Annotated in this window: 21 protein-coding genes; 11 read left to right on the forward strand and 10 right to left on the reverse strand. The window is 71.6% G+C overall.

Going from position 1 to position 20,653, the window contains the following annotated elements:
• Positions 1 to 80: 80 nt before the first annotated feature.
• Together ACIWQI_RS05760 and ACIWQI_RS05765 are read left to right on the forward strand one after the other, a co-directional pair.
• Positions 81 to 2,288: an ATP-dependent Clp protease ATP-binding subunit gene (locus tag ACIWQI_RS05760; protein WP_396656174.1), complete on the forward strand. Its 2,208-nt coding sequence runs from the start codon at positions 81 to 83 to the stop codon at positions 2,286 to 2,288.
• 23 nt (positions 2,289 to 2,311) lie between these two features.
• Complete coding sequence (locus ACIWQI_RS05765; protein WP_396656176.1) at positions 2,312 to 2,794, forward strand: hypothetical protein; 483 nt, start codon at positions 2,312 to 2,314, stop codon at positions 2,792 to 2,794.
• A 5-nt stretch (positions 2,795 to 2,799) separates the two neighbouring features.
• Here the strand turns inward: ACIWQI_RS05765 and ACIWQI_RS05770 are convergent, their stop codons facing one another.
• Positions 2,800 to 3,615 (reverse strand): DUF72 domain-containing protein, encoded by an 816-nt coding sequence (locus ACIWQI_RS05770; protein WP_396656178.1) that lies wholly within the window; start codon positions 3,613 to 3,615, stop codon positions 2,800 to 2,802.
• A gap of 83 nt (positions 3,616 to 3,698) precedes the next feature.
• On the opposite strand from ACIWQI_RS05770, the gene ACIWQI_RS05775 reads away from it, so the two are divergent.
• A complete protein-coding gene (locus tag ACIWQI_RS05775) occupies positions 3,699 to 4,541 on the forward strand; it encodes a UbiA family prenyltransferase (RefSeq protein ID WP_396656180.1) in 843 nt (280 codons plus the stop codon).
• On the opposite strand, the gene ACIWQI_RS05780 is transcribed toward ACIWQI_RS05775, so the two are convergent.
• The 3 genes from ACIWQI_RS05780 to ACIWQI_RS05790 are packed head-to-tail and all read right to left on the reverse strand — an operon-like array spanning position 4,531 to position 7,470.
• Positions 4,531 to 5,676, reverse strand: a complete 1,146-nt coding sequence (locus ACIWQI_RS05780) for an FAD-dependent oxidoreductase (RefSeq protein WP_396656181.1) — start codon at positions 5,674 to 5,676, stop codon at positions 4,531 to 4,533. The genes ACIWQI_RS05775 and ACIWQI_RS05780 overlap by 11 nt on opposite strands.
• Complete coding sequence (locus ACIWQI_RS05785; protein WP_396656183.1) at positions 5,669 to 6,370, reverse strand: methyltransferase domain-containing protein; 702 nt, start codon at positions 6,368 to 6,370, stop codon at positions 5,669 to 5,671. Before ACIWQI_RS05785 ends, ACIWQI_RS05780 begins: the two co-directional genes overlap by 8 nt.
• Positions 6,367 to 7,470 carry a type III polyketide synthase gene (locus ACIWQI_RS05790; RefSeq protein WP_396656185.1) on the reverse strand — a complete coding sequence of 368 codons (1,104 nt, stop codon included), beginning with the start codon at positions 7,468 to 7,470 and terminating at the stop codon, positions 6,367 to 6,369. Before ACIWQI_RS05790 ends, ACIWQI_RS05785 begins: the two co-directional genes overlap by 4 nt.
• An 84-nt stretch (positions 7,471 to 7,554) precedes the next feature.
• On the opposite strand from ACIWQI_RS05790, the gene ACIWQI_RS05795 reads away from it, so the two are divergent.
• On the forward strand, positions 7,555 to 8,022 hold the full coding sequence (locus tag ACIWQI_RS05795; protein ID WP_396656186.1) for a hypothetical protein: 468 nt from the start codon (positions 7,555 to 7,557) through the stop codon (positions 8,020 to 8,022).
• Here ACIWQI_RS05795 and ACIWQI_RS05800 read toward each other — a convergent pair whose 3' ends face one another.
• Complete coding sequence (locus ACIWQI_RS05800) at positions 8,023 to 9,306, reverse strand: MFS transporter (RefSeq protein WP_396656187.1); 1,284 nt, start codon at positions 9,304 to 9,306, stop codon at positions 8,023 to 8,025. It lies immediately after the preceding gene.
• A 55-nt stretch (positions 9,307 to 9,361) separates the two neighbouring features.
• Here ACIWQI_RS05800 and ACIWQI_RS05805 point away from each other — a divergent pair, with 55 nt between their 5' ends.
• Complete coding sequence (locus tag ACIWQI_RS05805; protein WP_396656188.1) at positions 9,362 to 9,874, forward strand: ArsR/SmtB family transcription factor; 513 nt, start codon at positions 9,362 to 9,364, stop codon at positions 9,872 to 9,874.
• Between the two features lie 3 nt (positions 9,875 to 9,877).
• Here the strand turns inward: ACIWQI_RS05805 and ACIWQI_RS05810 are convergent, their stop codons facing one another.
• Positions 9,878 to 11,248 (reverse strand): glucose-6-phosphate dehydrogenase, encoded by a 1,371-nt coding sequence (locus tag ACIWQI_RS05810; RefSeq protein WP_396656189.1) that lies wholly within the window; start codon positions 11,246 to 11,248, stop codon positions 9,878 to 9,880.
• Between the two features lie 56 nt (positions 11,249 to 11,304).
• On the opposite strand from ACIWQI_RS05810, the gene ACIWQI_RS05815 reads away from it, so the two are divergent.
• A complete protein-coding gene (locus tag ACIWQI_RS05815) occupies positions 11,305 to 13,158 on the forward strand; it encodes a glycoside hydrolase family 15 protein (protein ID WP_396656190.1) in 1,854 nt (617 codons plus the stop codon).
• Here ACIWQI_RS05815 and ACIWQI_RS05820 read toward each other — a convergent pair.
• Both ACIWQI_RS05820 and ACIWQI_RS05825 read right to left on the reverse strand, forming a co-directional pair.
• Complete coding sequence (locus ACIWQI_RS05820; protein ID WP_396656191.1) at positions 13,130 to 14,233, reverse strand: ABC transporter permease; 1,104 nt, start codon at positions 14,231 to 14,233, stop codon at positions 13,130 to 13,132. The genes ACIWQI_RS05815 and ACIWQI_RS05820 overlap by 29 nt on opposite strands.
• Positions 14,230 to 15,114 carry an ABC transporter ATP-binding protein gene (locus tag ACIWQI_RS05825; RefSeq protein WP_396656192.1) on the reverse strand — a complete coding sequence of 295 codons (885 nt, stop codon included), beginning with the start codon at positions 15,112 to 15,114 and terminating at the stop codon, positions 14,230 to 14,232. The genes ACIWQI_RS05820 and ACIWQI_RS05825 overlap by 4 nt, the downstream gene beginning before the upstream one ends.
• 191 nt (positions 15,115 to 15,305) lie before the next feature.
• Between ACIWQI_RS05825 and ACIWQI_RS05830 the strand changes: the two genes are divergently transcribed.
• From ACIWQI_RS05830 to ACIWQI_RS05850, 5 genes are all read left to right on the forward strand, one after another.
• A complete protein-coding gene (locus tag ACIWQI_RS05830; RefSeq protein WP_396656193.1) occupies positions 15,306 to 15,887 on the forward strand; it encodes an NADPH-dependent FMN reductase in 582 nt (193 codons plus the stop codon).
• Between the two features lie 124 nt (positions 15,888 to 16,011).
• A complete protein-coding gene (locus ACIWQI_RS05835) occupies positions 16,012 to 16,449 on the forward strand; it encodes a VOC family protein (protein WP_396656194.1) in 438 nt (145 codons plus the stop codon).
• Positions 16,450 to 17,154: a winged helix-turn-helix transcriptional regulator gene (locus ACIWQI_RS05840; RefSeq protein ID WP_396656195.1), complete on the forward strand. Its 705-nt coding sequence runs from the start codon at positions 16,450 to 16,452 to the stop codon at positions 17,152 to 17,154. It abuts the gene before it with no gap.
• The gene (locus ACIWQI_RS05845) at positions 17,151 to 17,771 is read left to right on the forward strand and encodes a dihydrofolate reductase family protein (RefSeq protein ID WP_396656196.1); all 621 of its coding nucleotides are present in this window, start codon (positions 17,151 to 17,153) and stop codon (positions 17,769 to 17,771) included. Before ACIWQI_RS05840 ends, ACIWQI_RS05845 begins: the two co-directional genes overlap by 4 nt.
• Before the next feature lie 33 nt (positions 17,772 to 17,804).
• Positions 17,805 to 19,328 carry a class I adenylate-forming enzyme family protein gene (locus ACIWQI_RS05850; protein WP_396656197.1) on the forward strand — a complete coding sequence of 508 codons (1,524 nt, stop codon included), beginning with the start codon at positions 17,805 to 17,807 and terminating at the stop codon, positions 19,326 to 19,328.
• Positions 19,329 to 19,337: 9 nt separating this feature from the next.
• On the opposite strand, the gene ACIWQI_RS05855 is transcribed toward ACIWQI_RS05850, so the two are convergent.
• Together ACIWQI_RS05855 and ACIWQI_RS05860 are read right to left on the reverse strand one after the other, a co-directional pair.
• Positions 19,338 to 20,168 (reverse strand): exodeoxyribonuclease III, encoded by an 831-nt coding sequence (locus tag ACIWQI_RS05855; RefSeq protein WP_396656198.1) that lies wholly within the window; start codon positions 20,166 to 20,168, stop codon positions 19,338 to 19,340.
• 76 nt (positions 20,169 to 20,244) lie between these two features.
• The gene (locus ACIWQI_RS05860; RefSeq protein ID WP_396656199.1) at positions 20,245 to 20,649 is read right to left on the reverse strand and encodes a hypothetical protein; all 405 of its coding nucleotides are present in this window, start codon (positions 20,647 to 20,649) and stop codon (positions 20,245 to 20,247) included.
• Positions 20,650 to 20,653: the final 4 nt, after the last annotated feature.

The raw sequence follows: 20,653 nt of genomic DNA on the forward strand, positions 1-20,653 counted from the left end.
GGCAACCCCTTGCGCCGTTGCCGCGGCATCCCACTCCTGCTAAACTTGAGCGCGGACGACTCAAGTTTCAAGGAGACCGAATGAACGCACAGCCGCAGCCGGGGCAGGAGCAGCAGAGCGCCCTCGAGCAGTTCGGCATCAACCTCACCGACCGCGCCCGGCAGGGCAAGCTCGACCCGGTGATCGGGCGCGACAGCGAGATCCGCCGCGTGAGCCAGGTGCTCACCCGGCGCACGAAGAACAACCCGGTGCTCATCGGCGAGCCCGGGGTCGGCAAGACCGCCGTCGTCGAGGGTCTCGCGCAGCGCATCGTGGCGGGCGACGTCGCAGAAAGCCTCAAAGACAAGGAGCTGGTGGCGCTCGACATCTCGGCGCTTGTCGCCGGCGCCATGTACCGCGGGCAGTTCGAGGAGCGGCTCAAGAGCGTCCTCAAGGAGATCACCGAGTCCGACGGCAGGATCATCACCTTCATCGACGAGCTGCACGTGCTCATGGGCGCGGGCGGCGGCGAGGGCTCGGTGGCGGCATCGAACATGCTCAAGCCGATGCTCGCGCGCGGCGAGCTGCGGATGATCGGGGCCACCACGCTCGACGAGTACCGCGAGTTCATCGAGAAGGATGCCGCCCTGGAGCGCCGCTTCCAGCAGGTGTATGTGGGCGAGCCCAGCGTCGAGGACACGATCGCGATCCTGCGCGGGCTGAAGGAGCGCTACGAGGCGCACCACAAGGTCGCCATCTCCGACAGCGCACTGGTGGCCGCGGCATCCCTCTCCCACCGCTACATCCCCAGCCGTCAGCTGCCCGACAAGGCGATCGACCTCATCGACGAGGCCGCGTCGCGACTGCGCATGGAGATCGACTCGGCTCCGCTGGTGATCGACGAGCTGCGCCGCCACGTCGACCGCCTGAAGCTCGAGGAGATGGCGCTCAAGCGCGAGAAGGACGACGCCTCGAAGGAGCGGCTCCAGGCGCTGCGTGAGACGCTGCGCGAGCAGGAGAAGCGGCTCGGCGAGCTTCAGGCGCGCTGGGAGCAGGAGCGGGCCTCGCTCAACCTCGTCGGCGATCTGAAGACGCAGCTGGATGCCGCGCGCATCGAAGCGGACCGCGCACAGCGTGAGGGCAACCTCGAGAAGGCGTCGCGCCTGCTGTACGCCGAGATCCCCGCGCTGGAGCGCAGGCTCGTGGAGGCCGAGCGTGCCGAACGCGCCGCGGACGATGGCGAAGGCCCCATGGTCGGCGACCACGTCACCGAGGAGGACATCGCCAAGGTCATCGCCGCCTGGACGGGCATCCCGGTCGGCCGGCTCATGCAGGGCGAGACCGAGAAGCTCGTGCACCTGGAGGCCGAGCTCGGCAAGCGCATCATCGGCCAGAAGGAGGCGGTGGCCACCGTCGCCGACGCCGTGCGGCGCTCGCGGGCCGGCATCAGCGACCCGAACCGACCCACCGGCTCGTTCCTGTTCCTCGGTCCCACCGGCGTCGGCAAGACCGAGCTGGCCAAGGCCCTCGCCGAGTTCCTCTTCGACGACGAGCACGCCATGGTGCGCATCGACATGTCGGAGTACGGCGAGAAGCACTCGGTCTCGCGCCTGGTCGGCGCTCCTCCCGGCTACATCGGCTACGAGCAGGGCGGGCAGCTGACCGAGGCCGTGCGTCGTCGCCCGTACAGCGTGGTGCTGATGGACGAGGTCGAGAAGGCCCACCCCGAGGTCTTCGACGTGCTGCTGCAGGTCATGGACGACGGGCGTCTCACCGACGGTCAGGGGCGCACGGTCGACTTCAAGAACGTGATCCTGATCCTCACCTCGAACCTGGGCTCGCCGATCCTCATCGATCCGGCCCTGTCGTGGGACCAGAAGCGCGAACAGGTCACGCAGCTGGTGCGCCAGGCGTTCCGCCCCGAGTTCGTGAACCGGCTCGACGACACCGTCGTGTTCCACGCGCTCACCGAGGACGACCTCGCCCAGATCGTGGAGCTGTCGGTCGACGCGCTGCAGCGGCGCCTCAAGGATCGCCGGCTCACCCTGGCCGTCACCCCGGACGCGCGGCAGTGGCTCGCCGAGCGCGGCTACGACCCCATGTTCGGTGCGCGTCCGCTGCGCCGGCTCATCCAGTCGCAGATCCAGGATCGTCTGGCGATGGGCATCCTCGCCGGCACCGTGCACGACGGCGACGTCGTGCGGGTGGACGTCGCCGCCGACGGCTCGGAGCTCGCTCTCACCAGCGAGGGCCCGGTGGTCGCCGACGACGCCGACGACGTGATCGAGGCCGAACTCGTCGAGGAGTGACGCCCGGGCGCTATGGTCGCACCATGCAGATCACGCGCTCCGGTCGTTTCGTCTTCGTCGCCCAGTGGGTGGCCGCCTTCGTGCTGCCGCTGTTCGTCATCATCGGCCGAGGCCTGATCGGCTCGCCGCTGGGATGGATGATGGTCATCGGCATCTGGTTCGGCCTGCTCGGCGTGGTGGCCATGTACATCCCGCCGATCCTCACGCTGTTCGACGGCGAGGTGCGCAGGCAGGGGGCGACGCGCAGGGCGTACACGATCAGCACCTGGGTGGTCTGGATCGCGCTGCTGGTGCTCGCGATCACGATCGTCGACGGCGGGGACAGCGGCGGGGTCGGGTCGGCCTTGACGGTGTGGACGGGTGACGCGGTGTCGGATGACGTCTCGAACGGCATCGCGCTGGTCGCGCTGCTCGTTGCGTTCGTGGCGCTCGCGGCGGCGTGCGTGCTCGCCATCGTGGGGATCGTCCGGTCGGCGAAGTCCTCGCGCACGGCCGCGAACGCCTGACCGCCTCACCGTCCGAGGCGGTTCGCCAGCGCCACCGCGTCGTGCGGTGCGTGACCGCGGGCGTCGTTGTCGAAGTAGACGCAGACGTCGCGCGGCACCCCGTCGCCGGCGCCCGTTACCCAGTCGCGGATGCGTGCCGCCCAGGCGTCGAGCTCGTCCGGGGTGTACCCGCTGTGGTAGAGCTCGCGTGAGCCGTGCAGGCGCACATAGACGAGGTCGGACGTGACCGCGTCGAACTGCGGCCACCGCCCCGCCGAGTCGGCGAGCGCGAGCGCGATGCCCTGGTCGCGCAGCAGCCGGGTGAAAGCCGGGTCGGCGTAGCTCGGCGACCGCGGCTCGACGGCGTATCGGAGCGGGCGGTCCTGGTCGATCTCGAGCCACGCGCGGCCGTCGAGCCGCTCGTCGTGCTCGCGGGCGAGGGCCAGGGCCGCGGAGGTGTAGCGCGGCAGCCCCGCGAGGAACTCCTCCCACACGGGCTGGTCGAAGGCCTCCCGCTCGGGAAGCTGCCACAGGATCGGTCCGAGGGCGGGCCCGAGCGCCAGGACGCCGGATGCGAAGAAGTTCGCCATCGCCGTGCGGACGCCGCGCAGCCGCAGCATGTGGGTGATGTAGCGCGAGCCCTTCACGGCGAACACGAAGCCGCCCGGGACGCTCGCCCGCCAGCGCTGATAGCTCGCCGGCCGCTGCAGCGAGTAGAACGAGCCGTTGATCTCGACGCTCGTCAGCCGCTCGGCCACGTACTCCAGCTCGCGCCGCTGCGGCAGGCCCGAAGGGTAGAAGTCGCCGCGCCACGATCGGTAGCGCCAGCCGGAGACACCCACCCGAACGCTCGCCACACCCCACTGTCGCCCGCCGAGCCCGGCGCGGTCGACCCGGTTGACAGGCGGTGATGGGACGATCGAGTGTGCCTGCCGTCCGCGCCACCGCCGTCGGTCTGTGGGGAGCGTCGCACCCCGGGCCCACGCTCGTGGTGACGGCGCTCGCCGCAGCGCTCGGGGTCGCCGTGGGCCTGGAGCCGTGGCGCCTCGCCCTTCTCACGCTCGCCGTGTTCGCCGGCCAGCTCGCCGTCGGGATCTCGAACGACGCGATCGACGTCGCCCGCGACCGCGCCTCAGGCCGCCGCGACAAGCCGCTCGCCCGCGGACAGGCGAGTGAACGTGCCGCCTGGATCGCGGCATCCGTCGCCCTGGCGGCCGCCCTCGCCCTGTCGGCCCCGCTGGGATGGCGGATGCTGGCCGTGCACGCCCTCGTGCTGGGGTCGGCGGGCGCCTACAACGCCGGGCTCAAGTCGACCGTGTGGTCGATCGTGCCGTTCCTGGTGAGCTTCGGGCTCTTTCCGTCCCTGGCCACGCTGTCGGCGCCCAGCCCCGCCTTCGCGGCCCCGTGGGCCGGGATCGCCGGGGCCGCGCTGGGGGCGGCGGTGCACCTGACGAACGTGCTGCCCGATCTCGACGACGACGCGCGCACGGGCGTCCGCGGGCTGCCGCACCGCTGGGGCGCACGCGTCTCGGCCGTCGTCGCGTGCCTCGCGGTGATGACCGGTGCGGCCGCGGTGCTCGTGGGTCCGGGCGGAGCCATCACGGTCATCGCCTGGGTGTTCTTCGGCGCCGTGCTCGCGGTCGCCGCCGTCACGATCGTGCTGGCGCTGGTCAGGCCTCCCGCGCGAGTGCTGTTCCGGCTGGTGATGCTCGCGGCGCTGCTGCTGGCCGCACAGCTGGTGGCGACCGGCTCGGCGCTCACGGCCTGAGGGGCGCCGCGTCGAACCCCATCGCATAGGCGTGGGCGAAGCCGAGGCCGAGGGGACCGGCGAGCATGACCCGCACGCCCGTGCGGCGAAGCCGGTCGCCGAGCGGCCGCAGCGGACGGCCGAGCACCGTGTTGAGGGTCGCGAGCACCGCCGCGCGGCGCGCCGACCGCACCCGCGCCGCCTCCCACCGGGAGAGCTCCTCGCGCGGCTCGGCCCCGGTGCGCACCCATGTGACGAGCAGGGGCGCCAGTGTCACCGCGTCGAGCAGGCCGAGGTTCATGCCCTGACCCCCGATCGGGCTGACCTCGTGTGCCGCGTCGCCGATCACGACGAGTCGTCCGCGACGCAGCTGCGGGGCGACGAACCGGCGAACCCCGAACCCGATCGCCTCGTCGGCCGCCGCCGCGGCGGCGTCTTCGCCGCGTGCGATCAGCGCTGTGCGCAGCCGGGAGAGCCGCGCCCCCGCGTGCGGATCGGCATCCGCTCCGTCCCAGGCGACATATCGTCGCGCCCCGCCCGGCAGGGGGAACGACTCGAGCACGCCCTGCCGGTCGAGGTGCACGACGGCGACCGGATCCGTCCCGTCGGGGTCGAGCGGGGGTGTGTCGGTCATCAGGTAGCGGTCGCGATACGGCCGCGGCGCGGTGCGATACACGAGCCCACGGCCGGCGGCGCCGGTCGCCACGACGACGATGCCCGCGTCGAACTCCACGGTGCGACCGGCCGTGTCGGCGTGCGCGACGGCGCGGTCCGCGTGCGTCGTCACCGCCCGCACGTGCACGTCGCGGGTCGGCGCCGGTGCCGCGGCGGCGAGCACGGCCTCGGTCGCGGCCTGCGGCAGCGTCGCCACGAACGGGAAGCGGGCGTGCAGGCGGTCGAAGCGCACGACACCGAGGGTGTGTCCGTCCGCGCGCGCCTCTCCGCGGGTCACCCGGACAGCATGCGCGAGGAGCCGCTCGGTGACGCCGCGCGGCTCGAGTGCGGCCAGGACGGGCGAGTGGATGCCGACGGCCCGCGTGCCGGCCCCGGCAGCCGCCCGCCGCTCGAGCAGCTGCACGTCCACGCCTCGGTGCGCGAGCTCCCCGGCGAGCAGGAGGCCGACAGGGCCCGCGCCCACGACGACGACCTCAGCCATCGCCGGTCCCCGCCGCCAGCAGACGGAACCGCCCCGGGGCGTGCACGGTCCACGCCCGCGGCTGGATGTCGTCCAGGGTCTGCTGCAGCTCGTCCCGCGTGTAGCTGCGCCGGATCGAGCGCAGGCCGTCGGTGCGCAGGAAGGTGCCCGGCGCGAACGGCGTGATGCCCCCCGCGTAGAGCGCATAGGCCGTGCGGCTGCGGGCGATGTCGCTGTGCAGCACCACGCCCCGCGAGAGGGCGCGCGACTGCGCGACGAGCTCGGCGAGCCCGGGGCCGAGATGATGCAGCACGTGGTTCGAGATCACCGCGTCGAACCTGTCTCCCTCGGCCAGCAGCGTCGCGGCGTCGGCGCAGCGGAAGGTGACGGCGCCCCCGTCGCGCGAGCGGGCGACCGCGATCGCGCGATCGTCGGGGTCGATGCCCGTCCAGGCGACCTCGAGCCCGGCACGCCGGGCGAGGCCCGCCAGTCGCAGCACGACGTCGCCGCCGCCGCAGCCCAGGTCGAGCACGCGCGCCGGCCGGCCCAGGCGCGCGAGGGCCGGGAACAGCCGCCGCCGGGCGACGCCGCCCCAGCCCGTGACGAGGCGGTTGACCAGACCGAAGCGCCGCAGCGTGGCCGCCAGCCGCCTCGGGTCGCAGTCCGGATCGTCCATGAGCTCGCGCACCCGCTCGTCGCGGACCGCCAGACTCACGATCCGGTCCGCCGGACGGTGAGCAGCGCCGACTCCACGGTGAGCCCGGGGCCGAAGGCGAGGGCGGCGACGCGATCGCCCTCGGCGAGAGCCTCATCGTGCAGCAGCCGGCGCAGGATGAACAGGATCGTCGCACTGGACATGTTGCCGTGCTCGCGCAGCACGGAACGCGAGGCCGCGAGCGCCGCCGGCGGCAGGTCGAGACCAGCCTGGACACGGTCGAGGATGCTGCGCCCGCCAGGATGCACGGCCCAGGCGGCCGGCATCGCCTCGCCCGCGAGGGCCTCGCGCACGGCCTGACCGATCTCGCGGCCGATGATGCGGGGGACCTCCGCGGAGAGTGTCATCTCGAAGCCGTGGTCGCCGATCGTCCACACCATGTCGCGCTCGCCCTCGGCGGTGAGGGCCGTGCGGAACCGGTCCAGCTCGAGACCGCCACCCGCATGGCGTGCGGGGTCGGCCGTGACGACGGCTGCGGCCGCGCCGTCGGCGAACACCGATGCGGCCACGATCTGCTGGGGGTCATCGACCGCGCGCACGTGCAGCGAGCACAGCTCCGCGCACGCGACGAGCACGACAGCCTCCGGCTGCGCTGTGGCGATCCGCGCCGCCAGCCGCAGACCCGGAAGCCCTGCCGCGCAGCCGATGAATCCGAGGTGATACCGCTCGACGCCCGAGGGCAGTCCCAGGTCGCGCACGAGACGGAAGTCGGGGCCGGGGGCGAACAGGCCCGTGCACGAGACGGTGACGACGTGGGTCACGGCGGATGCCTCCACGCCCGCCTCCGCCAGCGCCGCCCGGGCGGACTGTGCGAACAGGGGCGGCGCGAGCCGTTCGTACAGACTGTTGCGCACGGACGTCGTCGGCGCGCGCAGCGTGCCGTCCGGTCCGACGAACGTCGCGTCCGGTCCGACCGGTCCGGCCAGCTCGGCGATCACGGTGTGCCGGCGATCGATGTCGGCCGCCGCGAAGGCGCCGTGGATGAGACGCCGCGTCATGCGGTCCACTCCGGGCTGCGCGGCGAAGAAGTCTCGCACCGCGTCCTGCGACAGGGATGTCTCGGGCACAGCGGTCCCGACGGAGAGGATGCGGGCGGTCACGCTACCAACCAAGCATGCCCCGCGTCTGGGTGCACCTGGTTGCGCCGACTGACTGCGCACGATACCGGCCCCTATGCTGAGCCCATGCAGATCACCGGAGCGGGCCGAGTCGTCTTCATCGCGCAGTGGATCGCGGCCGTCGTGCTGCCCATCTGGTTCTTCCTCGGCCGGGGCCTGGTCGGGGCGCAGCTGGGCTCGCTCTGGCTGGCGGCGCTGGTCTACGGCATCTTCGTCGCTGTCGTCCTGGCCGTGCCGCCGGTGCTCACCCTCTTCGACAGCGAGGTGCGCACCGCCCGGTCGACCCGCACCGCCTACAGCGTGGTCAGCTGGGTGCTGTGGATCGCGGCGCTGGCTGCCGCCCTCGTCGTGCCCGACCAGAGCGAGGGTGAGCCGCTCGACCCGGCCCTGACCGTGTGGACCGGCGGCGCGATCTCGGCGTCGACCTCCGAGATCGTCTTCATCGTCCTGTCCGCCGTCATCGGCCTGGCCTATCTGACGGTCTTCATCCTCGCCATCGCGGGGGTCTCGCGCTCGCGCACTCTCGACGTGTGATCAGCGCGACGCGTCGGCGTCCGCCTCCTCCAGCGCGGCCGGCAGCTCGCGCATGGCCCAGAACGGGCCGAACACGACGAACGCCGCCGACACCAGCCCCCCGATCGCGCCGATCCACATCGTCGGAACGACGCCGAGCCACGCGCCCAGGCCACCGGCAGCCAGTGCCGCCAGCGGCATCACGCCCCAGACGCAGAACCGCACCGACGCGTTCATCCGCCCGAGCAGCCGCTTCGGCGTGATGCGCTGCCGGAACGACACCTGCACGATGTTGTAGAGCAGCACCGTGAACGAGGCGACGAACGACTGGGCGACCAGCAGCGGGAACGCGACGGCCGGGGCGAGGGCGGCGACGGGCAGGAACAGGCCGATCACCGAGAATCCGATGGCGCTGACCGGGATCGCCCTGCCCTCGCCGATCCACCGCACGATGTGCGGCGTGGCCATCGCGCCGAGAAGGCCCCCGATCGCGCCGAGCGAGAAGATCACGCCCATCGCCTCGGGGGACAGGCCCAGATCCCGCAGGATGAAGATGGGCAGCATGGTGAACGAGATCGTGCTGAACAGATTCGACACGCCGGTCGTGCCGACGATGCGGCGCAGGTACCGGTTGCCGAACACCCAGCGCAGGCCCTCGCCGATCGAGCGCAGCAGCGGCTCGTGCTCGTCCCGGGGCGCCACGACCTCGGTGTCGCGCGTGAGACACAGGGCGATGAACGACGCGATGTAGGTTCCCACGGTCGCGAGCACGGCGAGGGGGGCGGTGAGGATGCCGATGAGCCACCCGCCGATCGCCGGACCGGCGATGCCGGCGAGCTGCTGCGTCGACTCGAGCTTGCCGTTGGCCTCGGGGATCTGGGCGGCCGGGACGAGCGAGGGCACGATGCTCTGATACGACACGTCGAAGAACACCGTCGCGATGCCGAAGACGAGGGCCACGGCGATGAGGTGCCAGATGTCGAGCCAGCCCAGCCACCACAGCACCGGCACGGTCGCCAGGGCCACCGCGCGCACCGCATCGGCCCAGATCATCACATGCCGCTTGCGCATCCGGTCGATCCAGGCGCCGGCGGGAAGGCCCACCACGAGGAACGCGGCGACTCCGGCCGCATTGAGCAGCCCGACCTCGAACTCCGTGGCATGCAGGAGCAGGACGGCGAGGACCGGGATCGCGAGGCCGGTGATCTGCTCGCCGAACTGGCTGAGCGCCTGCCCGCTCCACATCGTGAGGAAGTTGCGGTCGCGCCACAGGGAGCGCGGTCGCGCCGCCACTGATTGAGACATGTCGATCAGTCTGCGCCACCGATTGAGGATTGTCAATCAGGGCTAGGATGGCCGCATGCACGAGGAGGTGGACGACGAGACGCTCCAGGCCGGCTACCGGGCGCTCAGCTCGCCGCTGCGCCTGCGCATCCTGCGCCTGTGCGCCTTCGACGCGCGCACCAACAAGGAGCTCGCCGAGCTGCTCGGGGTGAATCCGGGCACGATGCTCCACCACGTGCGCACGCTCGTGTCGACGGGCTTCCTGGAGGCACAGCCCGAGCGCGTCGGAGCGCAGGGAGCGCGCGAGGTGCCCTACCTCGCGACCGGCAGGTCGTGGCGAACGCGGCTGCCCGAAGGCTCCACGGTCATCATGGACACGTTCCTGCAGCAGGTGGCCGAGGTCCCGCCGGACAAGGTGGAGATCTCGTGGCTCGGGCTGCGCCTGAACGCCGAGCACAAGGCAGAGCTCGACAGGCGGCTCGCCGAGCTGCTCACCGAGTTCAAGGACCGCGGCCCGGACGCCGACGGCGACGCCTATTCCCTGGTGACCGTCGTGCATCCCGACCGGAACCCCCCGGCCGCCCGCTGAGGGCTATCGGGAACGCCACCCCGTCGGGCCCTCCGACCCGGCCGGGTATTCGCCCAGCGGAACCTCGCCGCCCTTCCACGCGTCCAGGACCGGCTGCACGATCCGCCAGCACTGCTCCGCGGTGTCGCCGCGCACCGACAGGGTCGGATCGCCGTCGAGCACGCCGGCGAGCACCTCGCCGTAGGCGACCAATGCGCCCGGCCCGAGATCGCTGCTCATGGTGACGCGCTCGAGCGAGAACGGATCACCGGGCCCGTTGACGTTCAGCTCGAGGTGCATGCGGTCGGGGCCGAGCATCAGCCGCAGCACCGACGGATGGGTGCTTCCGGTGAACCCGGCCGGCAGGTTCGGCACCGGTCGGAAGCGCACCACGATCTCGCGGACATGCGCGTGCAGGGCCTTGCCGGACCGCAGGGTGAACGGCACGCCCCGCCATCGCGGCGTGTCCACCTCGAACGTGACCTCCGCCAGGGTCTCGGTCTGCCGCGCCGGATCGACACCCTGCTCGTCGACGTAGGCGGGCATCGGGCGGTCCCCCACGGTGCCCGCCGTGTAGCGCGCCCGGCGTGAGGACGAGACGGGGTCGTCCTGCCACACCCGCGTGGCGTGCAGCACCGCCGACTTCGCGCTGCGCAGGTCGGTCTCGTCGAGCGTGGCCGGCGGCTCCATCGCCACGACCGCGAGCACCTGCAGCAGGTGGCTCTGGATCATGTCCACGAGCGCCCCCGCATGGTCGTAGTACCCGGCGCGGTCTTCCAGGCCGAGGGTCTCGTCGTAGCGGATCAGCACCGACGCGATGTGCTCGGTCGACCACACCGGCTCGAGGATGCGGTTGGCAAAGCGCAGGCCGAGCACGTTGAGCACCGTGGAGCGGCCCAGGAAGTGGTCGATCCGATGGATCTGATGCTCGGGCACCAGCTGGGCCAGCTGCGCGTTGAGCCTGCGGGCGCCCTCCTCGTCGACGCCGAAGGGCTTCTCCAGCGCCAGCACCAGGCCCTCGGGCAGATCGAGCGAGCCGAGCGCTGCGCACGCGAGCGCGGTCACCGCGGGCGGCAGCGCGAAGTAGAGGGCGATCCGCCCCTGCCCCGACTGCAGCACCCGCGCCAGGTCCTCCGGCTTGGTGACGTCCGCGCGGACATAGCTCGTGCGGGCGATCACGTCGTCGATCGCCGGGCCGGAGGCATCCCCTCGCTCGAAAGCCGCACGAACCCGGTCGCGCCAGTCGTTCTCGCTCTCGTCCGCGCGGTCGACTCCGACCAGCTGCACCTTGCGGTGCGGCTCGGCGGTGAGCAGGTCTCCCAGCGCGGGAAGCAGCAGCCGGGACGCGAGATCGCCGGTGCCGCCCAGGACGCACAGTGTCGTGGTGTCGGTCATGCACGCCACGCTAACGGGCCCTGCGCCCGTGCGGCAGAGGATGCCACGATGGAGCCATGGCCTCACCGATCGAGGACTACGCGATCCTCAGCGACTGCCACACCGCCGCGCTCGTCTCGAAACAGGGCTCGATCGACTGGCTCTGCCTGCCGCGGTACGACTCCCCCTCGCTGTTCGGGGCGCTGCTGGGCGACCAGGAGCAGGGACAGTGGATGCTGCGCCCCGCCGACCCGGACGCCACCTGCGTGCGTCGCTACGAGGGCGACGGCTTCGTGCTCATCACCCGCTGGACGACCGCCGACGGCGTGGCCGAGGTCGTCGACGCCATGCCGTACGGCGACCGGCGCGCCGACCTGCTGCGGCGCGTGCGCGGCGTGCAGGGCAGGGTCCGGTTCGTCCAGGAGCTGCGGGTGCGCCCGGACTACGCGCGCGCGATGCCCTGGGTGCGCCAGACCGGGACGCCCGGGCGCCCCGAGCTCGTGGCCGTCGCCGGCCCCGACGCGATCGTCCTGCGCGGCGCGACGCTGCGCGCCCACGGGCACGCGCACCGGGGGACGCTGACGGTCGGGCAGGACCAGACCGTCGATCTCACGATGACCTGGTTCCCGTCGCACCGCGAGGTGCCGCCCAGGATCGATGTCGATGCCGCGCTCGCGTCGACCGACCGGTGGTGGCGGTCCTGGGCGGACGGCATCGCGTACCAGGGGCCCTACCGCGACGCCGTCGTGCGCTCGCTGCAGGTGCTGCGCGCGCTCACCCATGAGGACACCGGCGGGATCGTCGCGGCGGCGACCACGTCGCTGCCGGAGGAGTTCGGCGGGGAGCGCAACTGGGACTACCGGTACGTGTGGCTGCGCGATGCGTCGCTGACCCTCGAGGCATTCCTCGCGCACGGCTTCACCGCCGAGGCGGAGGCGTGGCGTGGATGGCTGCTGCGGGCGATCGCCGGGGACGTCGACGACGTGCAGATCATGTACGGGATCGCCGGGGATCGCGACCTCGGCGAGCGTGAGCTGACGAGCCTTCCCGGCTACTGCGGCGCACGTCCGGTGCGCATCGGGAACGCCGCCGTCGAGCAGTACCAGGCCGACGTCATCGGCGAGGTCATGATCGCGCTCGAGACGGCACGCCTGCGGGGGCTCGCCGAGACCGACTACTCCTGGCCGATGCAGCGCGCCCTGCTGGACTACCTCGAGAAGCGGATCGACGACACCGACAACGGCATCTGGGAGGTGCGCGGGGAGCCGCGCATGTTCACGCACTCGCGCGTCATGATCTGGGCGGCGTTCGACCGCGGCGCACGGGCCGTCCGCGACGGAGGTCTGGACGGTCCCGTCGAGCGGTGGGAGGCGCTGCGCGATGGGATGCGGGCGGAGATCGACCGCCAGGGCGTCGACGAGGACGACGGGTACTTCACCCAGTCGTACGGGACGCGCGAGGTGGATGCCTCGCTCCTGCTGCTGCCCCAGGTGGGGTACTGCGCCGCCGACGACCCGCGGATGCTGCGCACCGTGGCCGAGATGGAGCGCACCCTGCTGCGCGGCGGACTGCTGCACCGCTACCGCACGGCGGTCGCCGACGACGGGCTGGCCGGCGGCGAGCATCCGTTCCTGGCGTGCTCGTTCTGGCTCGTGCAGCAGTACGCCGACAGCGGGCGCGTCGCCGACGGGAAGGCGCTGATGGATCGGCTCGTGGGGCTCGCCAACGACGTGGGACTCTTGTCGGAGGAGTACGACGTCGAGAACGGTCGCCACGCCGGCAACACCCCGCAGGCGCTGTCGCATCTGGCGCTCGTGGGCGCCGCCGACGCCCTGGCCGGGGTGGCCGGGCGCGGGGCGAACCAGCATCTCGCCCCCACCACCGACGCCGACGGCGCCGCCGCTACCGCGCCAGCGCCTCCGCGAGCTTGACGCGAGCGCCCATCCGCAGCAGCGAGTTCTCGTAGATGCGGGCGCCGATGAGGATCGCTGCGACGCACGTGGCGACCAGGATCGCGAGCGAGAGCACCGCCTCCCACCACTGCGCGTCGCCCAGGAACAGCCGCAGCGGCATGGCCACCGGAGCCGAGAACGGCACGTACGACATGATGCCCAGCACCAGCGGGTTGTTCCAGAACACGATCACCAGCAGGTACGGTGCCACCACGAGCATCGTCAGGGGCATCGTGGTCGAGCCGATGTCCTCCTGCCGCGAGACCATCGCCGCCGCCGCCGCGAACAGCGAGGCCAGCAGGATGAAGCCGAACAGGAAGAACACCGCGAACCATGCGATCGGCGTGCCCAGCCCCTGCAGCAGCTCGGTCTGGCCGGTGACCGTGAGCCCCACGACCGCGATCGCGGCGAGCAGCAGGATCTGCGCCATCGCCAGGATCGTGTTGCCGACGACCTTCCCGGCCAGCAGCGTCCTGGTCGGGATCGCCGAGAGGAGCACCTCGACCACGCGGGTCTGCTTCTCTTCCACCACGCTCTGCGCGATGGTGCCGCCGAACGTGGACGCGGCGAACAGGAACACCACGCCGAACCCGATCGCGGCGATGTACCCGAGGAATCCGGTCGCGTCCCCGGGGCTCAGCGTCTCGACCGTCGGGGTCTCGGACAGGTAGACCAGCAGCTGGCTGGACACGTCGGAGTCGACGATCACCGTGAACCCGGTGGGCGAGGCCGGGTCTGCGACGATCGCCGCGTCCACCTCGCCGTCGCGCACGAGGTCCTCCGCGGCGGCGCGGTCGGCGACCGGCTCGGGGGTCACACCGGGCAGCTCGGGCACCAGGTCCTGCGCGTCGGACGCGACGGCGACCGAGGGGGCGCCGAACGACTCGTCGCTCGCGCTGAAGCCTCCCCAGACGACGGCCGCGAGCGCCATCACGAGCAGGATCACGGTGGAGATCACGAACGCCTTGCTGCGCAGCTTCGATCCGATCTCACGCTCGGCGACCAGCCAGACGCTGCGCGCGGCCGAAGGGGCGGGGAGTGCGGGAGCGCTCACTGGATGACCTCCTTGAAGATCTGGGCGAGGGTGGGATGCTGCGGCGCGAAGCTCGCGACATCCCCCTGCCCGACGGCCCGGCGCAGCACCCGCTGCGCCGTCTCGTCGCTGTCGGCGTCGAACACCGCGTAGCCGCCGTCGAAGGCGATGACCTCGACCCCCGGCTCGTCACGCAGCCACGCGGCGTCGCCCGCCGACACGAGCTCGAAGCGGCGGCTGGAGTATCGGGCCCGGAGATCGTCGCGGGCGCCGGCGGCGCGGATCGTGCCCGCGGCGATGATGACGAGGTCGTCGCAGAGCCGCTCGACGACGTCGAGCTGGTGCGACGAGAAGAGCACGGCGGCCCCCTGCGCGGCACGCTCCTGCAGGACGCCGGCGACGACGTCGACGGCCAGCGGGTCGAGCCCCGAGAACGGCTCGTCCAGGATCAGCACCTCGGGGTGGTGCACGAGCGCCGCGGCGATCTGCGCGCGCTGCTGGTTGCCCAGCGACAGCGTCTCGACGTTGTCGCTCAGGCGTTCGCCCAGCCCCAGCCGCTCGAGCAGGGCACGGGCATCGACCGCGGCATCCGCCTTCGAGAAGCCGTGCAGGCGCGCGAGGTACACGATGTGCTCGAGCACCTTCATCTTCGGGTACAGGCCGCGCTCCTCGGGCATGTAGCCGAAGCGGCGCCGGTCCGCGGCGCTCACCTCCGCGTCGTCGAGCGTCACGGTTCCGGCATCCTTCGAGAGCAGACCCAGTGCGATGCGCATGGTCGTCGTCTTGCCGGCGCCGTTCCCGCCGACGAAGCCGGTGAGCCGGCCGGGTCGCACGTCGAACGACACGTCGTCGAGCACGCGGAGGTCGCCATAGCTCTTCGTGATCCCTCTGAGTCGCAGCATCCGTTCGGTCCCCTCGGCCCTTCCGCTCGGTTGTCTCCTTCCCTGCAACGCTACTCACGACATCCGCGCGACGCTTCCCCGCCGAAAGCGGAATCCATTCTTGGGAATATTTCTCGGCTGCCGACGGGTTGCATCGAGCGAGCGTCCGCGGGTCCACCGCGGGCGTCAGCTACGTATGGAGGAAACCACCCATGACCGACCGGACCATCGGCTACATCGTCGGCAGCATCTCTTCGACCTCGATCAACCGGCGTCTCGCCCTGGCGCTGCAGCGACTCGCCCCCGAGGGCATGACGCTCGTGGAGATCCCGATCGCCGATCTGCCGCACTACTCGCCCGACCACGACGCCGACTTCCCGCAGGTCGCCCGCGACTTCAAGAAGGCGATCGCCGAGGTGGACGGCGTCATCGTCGTGACGCCCGAGTACAGCCGATCGATCCCGGGCGTGCTCAAGAACGCGCTCGACTGGGCCGCGCGCCCGTACGGCGAGGGGTCCTTCAACGGCAAGCCGACCGCCGTCATCGGCACCTCGGGGGGCCCGATCTCCACGGCTGCCGCCCAGCAGCACCTCAAGGCGATCCTGAGCCACCTCAACGCGCCGACGCTCGGTCAGCCCGAGGGCTACGTCCAGTCGACGCCGGGTCTGTTCACCGCGGAGGGCGAGGTCACGAACGAGGGCACCGCGGCGTTCCTCGTCGGCTACCTCAACGCCTTCGCCGCCCTGGTCGACATCTACGCGCCGGCCCGCGACGCCGAGGCGGTCGCCGCGTAACGACCGGCGCCCCGGCTCCTGCTCCGGCCTGCGACGGAGTGACTGATCCGTCATCCTTCGTGCGCCGGAACAGGAGTTGCCACTTGCTATTGACAAGCAAGCTTGTTTTTTGCAAGCTTGCTGCATGACACACATCTTCGTCAACATCGCCACCTCCGACCTGGAGCGGGCGAAGGCCTTCTACACGGCGCTCGGCGCGGGCATCAACCCGCTGTTCACCGACGACAACGGCGCCTGCATCGTGTGGGACGACAACGTCTACTTCATGGTCCTCACCCACGAGTTCTTCGCCACCCTCACCGACAAGGCGCCGGTGGACCCCCGCACGCACGCCCAGGTGCTCGTCGCGCTCAGCCGTGACTCGCGCGACCATGTCGACCGCACGATCGAGGCGGGGCTCGCGGCGGGCGGCATCGAGCCGACCGAGCCCACCGATTACGGCTTCATGTACAGCCGCAGCCTCGAAGACCCGGACGGCAACGGCGTCGAGTTCATCTTCATGGTGCCGGAGGCGGCCGAGCTGGGCCCCGAGGCGTACCTCGCCCAGCAGGCGCAGGCGTAAGTGGCCGCCCGCAGCTACGGACAGTACTGCGGCGTCACCACCGCCGTCGAACTCATCGGGGAGCGGTGGTCGCTGCTGATCGTCCGCGATCTGCTCGTGGGGCCGCGCCGGTACACCGACCTCAGACAGGGGCTGCCGAAGATCCCGACCAACATCCTCTCCGCCCGGCTCAAAGAGCTGCAGGAGGGCGGAGTGGTCCGGCGGGTCCCGCTGCTGCACTGCGGTCTCGTGTACGAGCTCACCCCGTACGGCCGCGAGCTCGAGCCGATCGTGCTCGCGCTCGGCCGGTGGGGCTTCCAGCGGATGGGCGAGCCCCAGGAGGATGCGATCGTGACGGCGGACTCGCTCACCATGGCGCTGCGCACCGCGTTCCAGATGGATGCCGCGGCATCCCTTCCGCCCGCGGACTACGAGGTCCACGTCGCCGACGTCGTACTGCGGGCCCAGGTCGACGGCCCGGCGCTGCGGATCGCGCAGCTGCATCCCGCCGGCCGCCCGGTCGACCCGCGCGCGCAGGATCGCGCGTCGGTCGACGGCGCTGCCGATGTCGTCTTCGGCGCGGGACCCGGCATCCGTCGCCTGATCGCCGGGGAGCTCACGCCGGCCCAGGCCGTCGACGAGGGCGTGGTGCACGTCCTCGCCGGCGAGGAGACACTGATCGAGCGGTTCGCCGCGACGTTCCACATCGAAGGAGGCCGGGCATGACCGGACGCATCGTGATCGACATCTTCAGCACGCTCGACGGCGTGGGCCAGGGCCCGGGCGGGCGCGACGAGGATCGGTCGGGAGGGTTCCGCTTCGGCGGCTGGCAGGGGCCGGTCTCGGATGACTCGGTCGGAGAGCAGGTGCTGGCGGGCATCGAGACGATCGACGCGCTGCTTCTGGGCCGGCGCACGTACGATATCTGGGCTGCGTACTGGCCGCGCTATTCCGGCAGCGCGCACAACCCGATCGCCGCCGCGTTCAACCGCGTCCCGAAGTACGTCGCCTCGCGCGGCACCCCGGTGCTGGACTGGGCGGGCACGTCGCAGCTGGGCGCCGACGTGGTCGCCGAGGTCGAGGCGCTGCGCGAACATCACCGTGAGATCCACGTGTACGGCAGCCTCGACTTCGCCCAGACGCTGTTCCGCGCGCAGCTGTTCGACGTGCTCAACCTGTGGGTCTTCCCGGTCGTCCTCGGCGAGGGCAAGAAGGTGTTCCCCACCGGGTCCGCGCCGGCCGCGCTGCGCCTGCTGGAGCCGCCGGTGACGGCGAGCACCGGTGCCGTGCTGCTGCGCTACGCGCCCGCGGGCGAGCCGCGCACCGGTGACATCGCCGGGTGACATCGGCGGAGGGCGGGGAGTAGATTTCCGGCCATGCCCCTCACCCGCCTGCTCGACCGCGCCCTCCAGGACTCTCCCGACAAGCCCGCCGTCGTCTTCCGCAACGCGGTCACGACCTACCGCGAGCTCGACGAGGGGTCCGATCGCTCCGCCCGGCGCCTGCTCGCGCTGGGGATCGGACACGGCGACCGCGTCGCGATCTTCATGCGCAACCGGGAGGCGTTCGTCGAGCTGTACCTCGCGTGCTTCCGCGTCGGCGCGATCGCCGTCCCGCTGAACCACCGGTTCCAGGCCGACGAGGTCGTCTTCGCGATCACGCACTGCGATGCGGCACTGCTCGTGGTGGACGGCCCGCTCCTGCCGGTCGTGGCGGGAGTGCCCGAGCGGGCGCCGTCGCTCAAGGGCGTGTACGTGTACGGCGATGAGCCCGAAGGCGCCGCGAACAGGTGGAAGGACGCGCCCTCCGACGGCGCGGGCGACCTGCCGCAGGTCTCCGACGACGATCCGGCGATGATCCTGTACACCTCCGGCAGCACCGGCCGGCCCAAGGGCGTCACCCACACGCACGGGTCGATCCTCGCCACCGCGGTCGGTCGCGGCGTCACGCAGCAGCTGACCGCGGACGACATCTCACTCGCGGCGACGGCGATCTGCCACGCCGGCGCCTCGGTCGGGGTCGCGTTCCCGACGCTGCACGCCGGCGGGACGGTGGTGGTCCTCGAGGACTCCGACCCCGACCTGTTCCTCGAGGCGCTGCGGCGCTGGCATCCGACGCGCACCGTGCTGCTGCCCACCCAGCTGCTCGACGCCGTCGACTCGCCGGGCGCCGCACCCGCCGACTTCGCGAGCCTGCGCGAGGTGGAGTGCGGCGGCGACCAGATCTCGCCCGACCTGTACGAGCGTTTCTCCGAGGTCGCGCAGCTGCAGCTGAATCAGCTGTACGGCCTCACCGAGTGCGAGTGCGCGACCCTGAACCCGCCCTTCGGGCTCATCAAGCGCGGCTCGATGGGTCTGCCCCGCGAGGGCGTGCAGCTGCGCATCGCGGGCGACGACGGAGGGGATGCCGCCGCCGGCGAAGCCGGCGAGATCCAGCTGCGCGGGCCGTCGGTCATGATCGGGTACTGGGACGACCCGGAGCACACCGCGGCCACGTTCGCCGACGGCTGGCTGCGCACCGGCGACCTGGGCACCCGCGATGAGGACGGCTATCTCCACTTCCACGGCCGCATCAAGGAGGTCATCATCCGCGGCGGGTCGAACATCGCACCCGGCGAGGTCGAGGACGTGATCGACGAGCACCCGGATGTCGAGCTGTCCGGCGTCGTCGGCACGCCGGACGAGCGCCTGGGCGCGATCGTGCACGCGTTCGTCGAACTCAAGCGGGGACGCGCGCATCCGCCGACCGCCGACGAGCTCGCGGCGTTCGCGCGCCAGCATCTGGCCGCCTACAAGGTTCCCGACCGGTGGACTTTCGTCGGCTCGCTGCCCCGCAACGCCGTCGGCAAGATCGATCGGCACGCCCTGCATCAGCAGGCGGCCGAGCTCGACAGCGCCTGACGGCGGGCGTCAGAAGACCATCGGCACGTCGTCGTCCGCAGCCCCGAAGTCGAGGTCGACGACGACCGGCACGTGGTCGCTGGGCGCCTTGCCCTTCCGCTCGTTGCGGTGGATCTCGGCCCCCGCGACGGCGTCGGCGAACGCCGGCGATCCGAGGATGAAATCGATCCGCATGCCCTCGTTGCGCGGGAAGCGGAGCTGCTTGTAGTCCCAGTACGTGTAGCCGGTGGGCACGAGCGGCCGCACGACATCCGTCAGCCCGGCCGACTCCAGCGCGGCGAACGCGTCGCGCTCGGGCGGCGAGATGTGCGTCGAGAAGCCCTGCACCACGGCGGGGTCGCCGTTGTCGGCATCGGTCGGCGCGATGTTGAAGTCGCCGACCAGCGCGAGCGGCAGGTCGGGGGTCGCGGCGAGCGTCTCGCGCACGTGGTCCTCGAGGGCCGCCAGCCAGTCGAGCTTGTAGTGGTAGTGCGGGTCGCCGAGCGACCGGCCGTTGGGCACGTACAGGCTCCACACCCGGACGCCGTCGACGGTGGCGCCGATCGCCCGCGCCTCCTGAGCGGGCTGCTCGCCGTCCTTGGCGAAGCCGGGCATCCCCGTGAAGGCGGTCTCGACGTCGGACAGCGGGCTGCGGCTGGCGATGGCGACGCCGTTCCACTGCGAGAAGCCGTAGGCCTCGACGTGATAGCCGGCGTCGGCGAACGCCTCATAGGGGAACTGGTCGGTCCGGCACTTGATCTCCTGCATCGCGAGGACGTCGATGTGCTCGCGCACCGCGAAGTCGACGACGCGGTCGACGCGAGCGCGCACGGAGTTCACATTCCAGGTGGCCAGGCGCATGCTCCCCAGCCTAGGCTTGCGGGCCGACGTCCCCCCGCCGCCCGCATCGATACGGTGACCCGCCGCCCGGCGGCGGCTATGTGCGGCGTGCCACGGGCGCTGCGCGCAGCACCACGAAGGTGGTCACGGCGAGCACGACGACGCCGATGGACTCGACGATGACCGTCTCGCGCACGAGCATGAAGTCCCACGTCTCCGTGATGCCGAACAGACCGACCGTGAGCGCGAGGATGAGCGCCAGCAGGGACGCGATCATGAACAGCAGGCTCAGGACGGTCGCCCACTGCAGGAGTCTTCCGCGCACCACCAGCATGGCGATCGCGAGCACGATCCCGGCGATGCCGTTGAGCACGAACATCACCCCGAGGATGCCCCCGACCCCCCAGACGACGAGGAAGAGGTGGATCCCGCCGGCGGCGAGGAGCAGGACGGCGCTGACGATGCGCAGAACCCACAGCAGGCGCTGATTGCTTTCGGTCATGTTT

This window comes from Microbacterium sp. (assembly GCF_044508325.1).
In the GTDB taxonomy this organism is placed as follows: Bacteria; Actinomycetota; Actinomycetes; order Actinomycetales; family Microbacteriaceae; genus Microbacterium.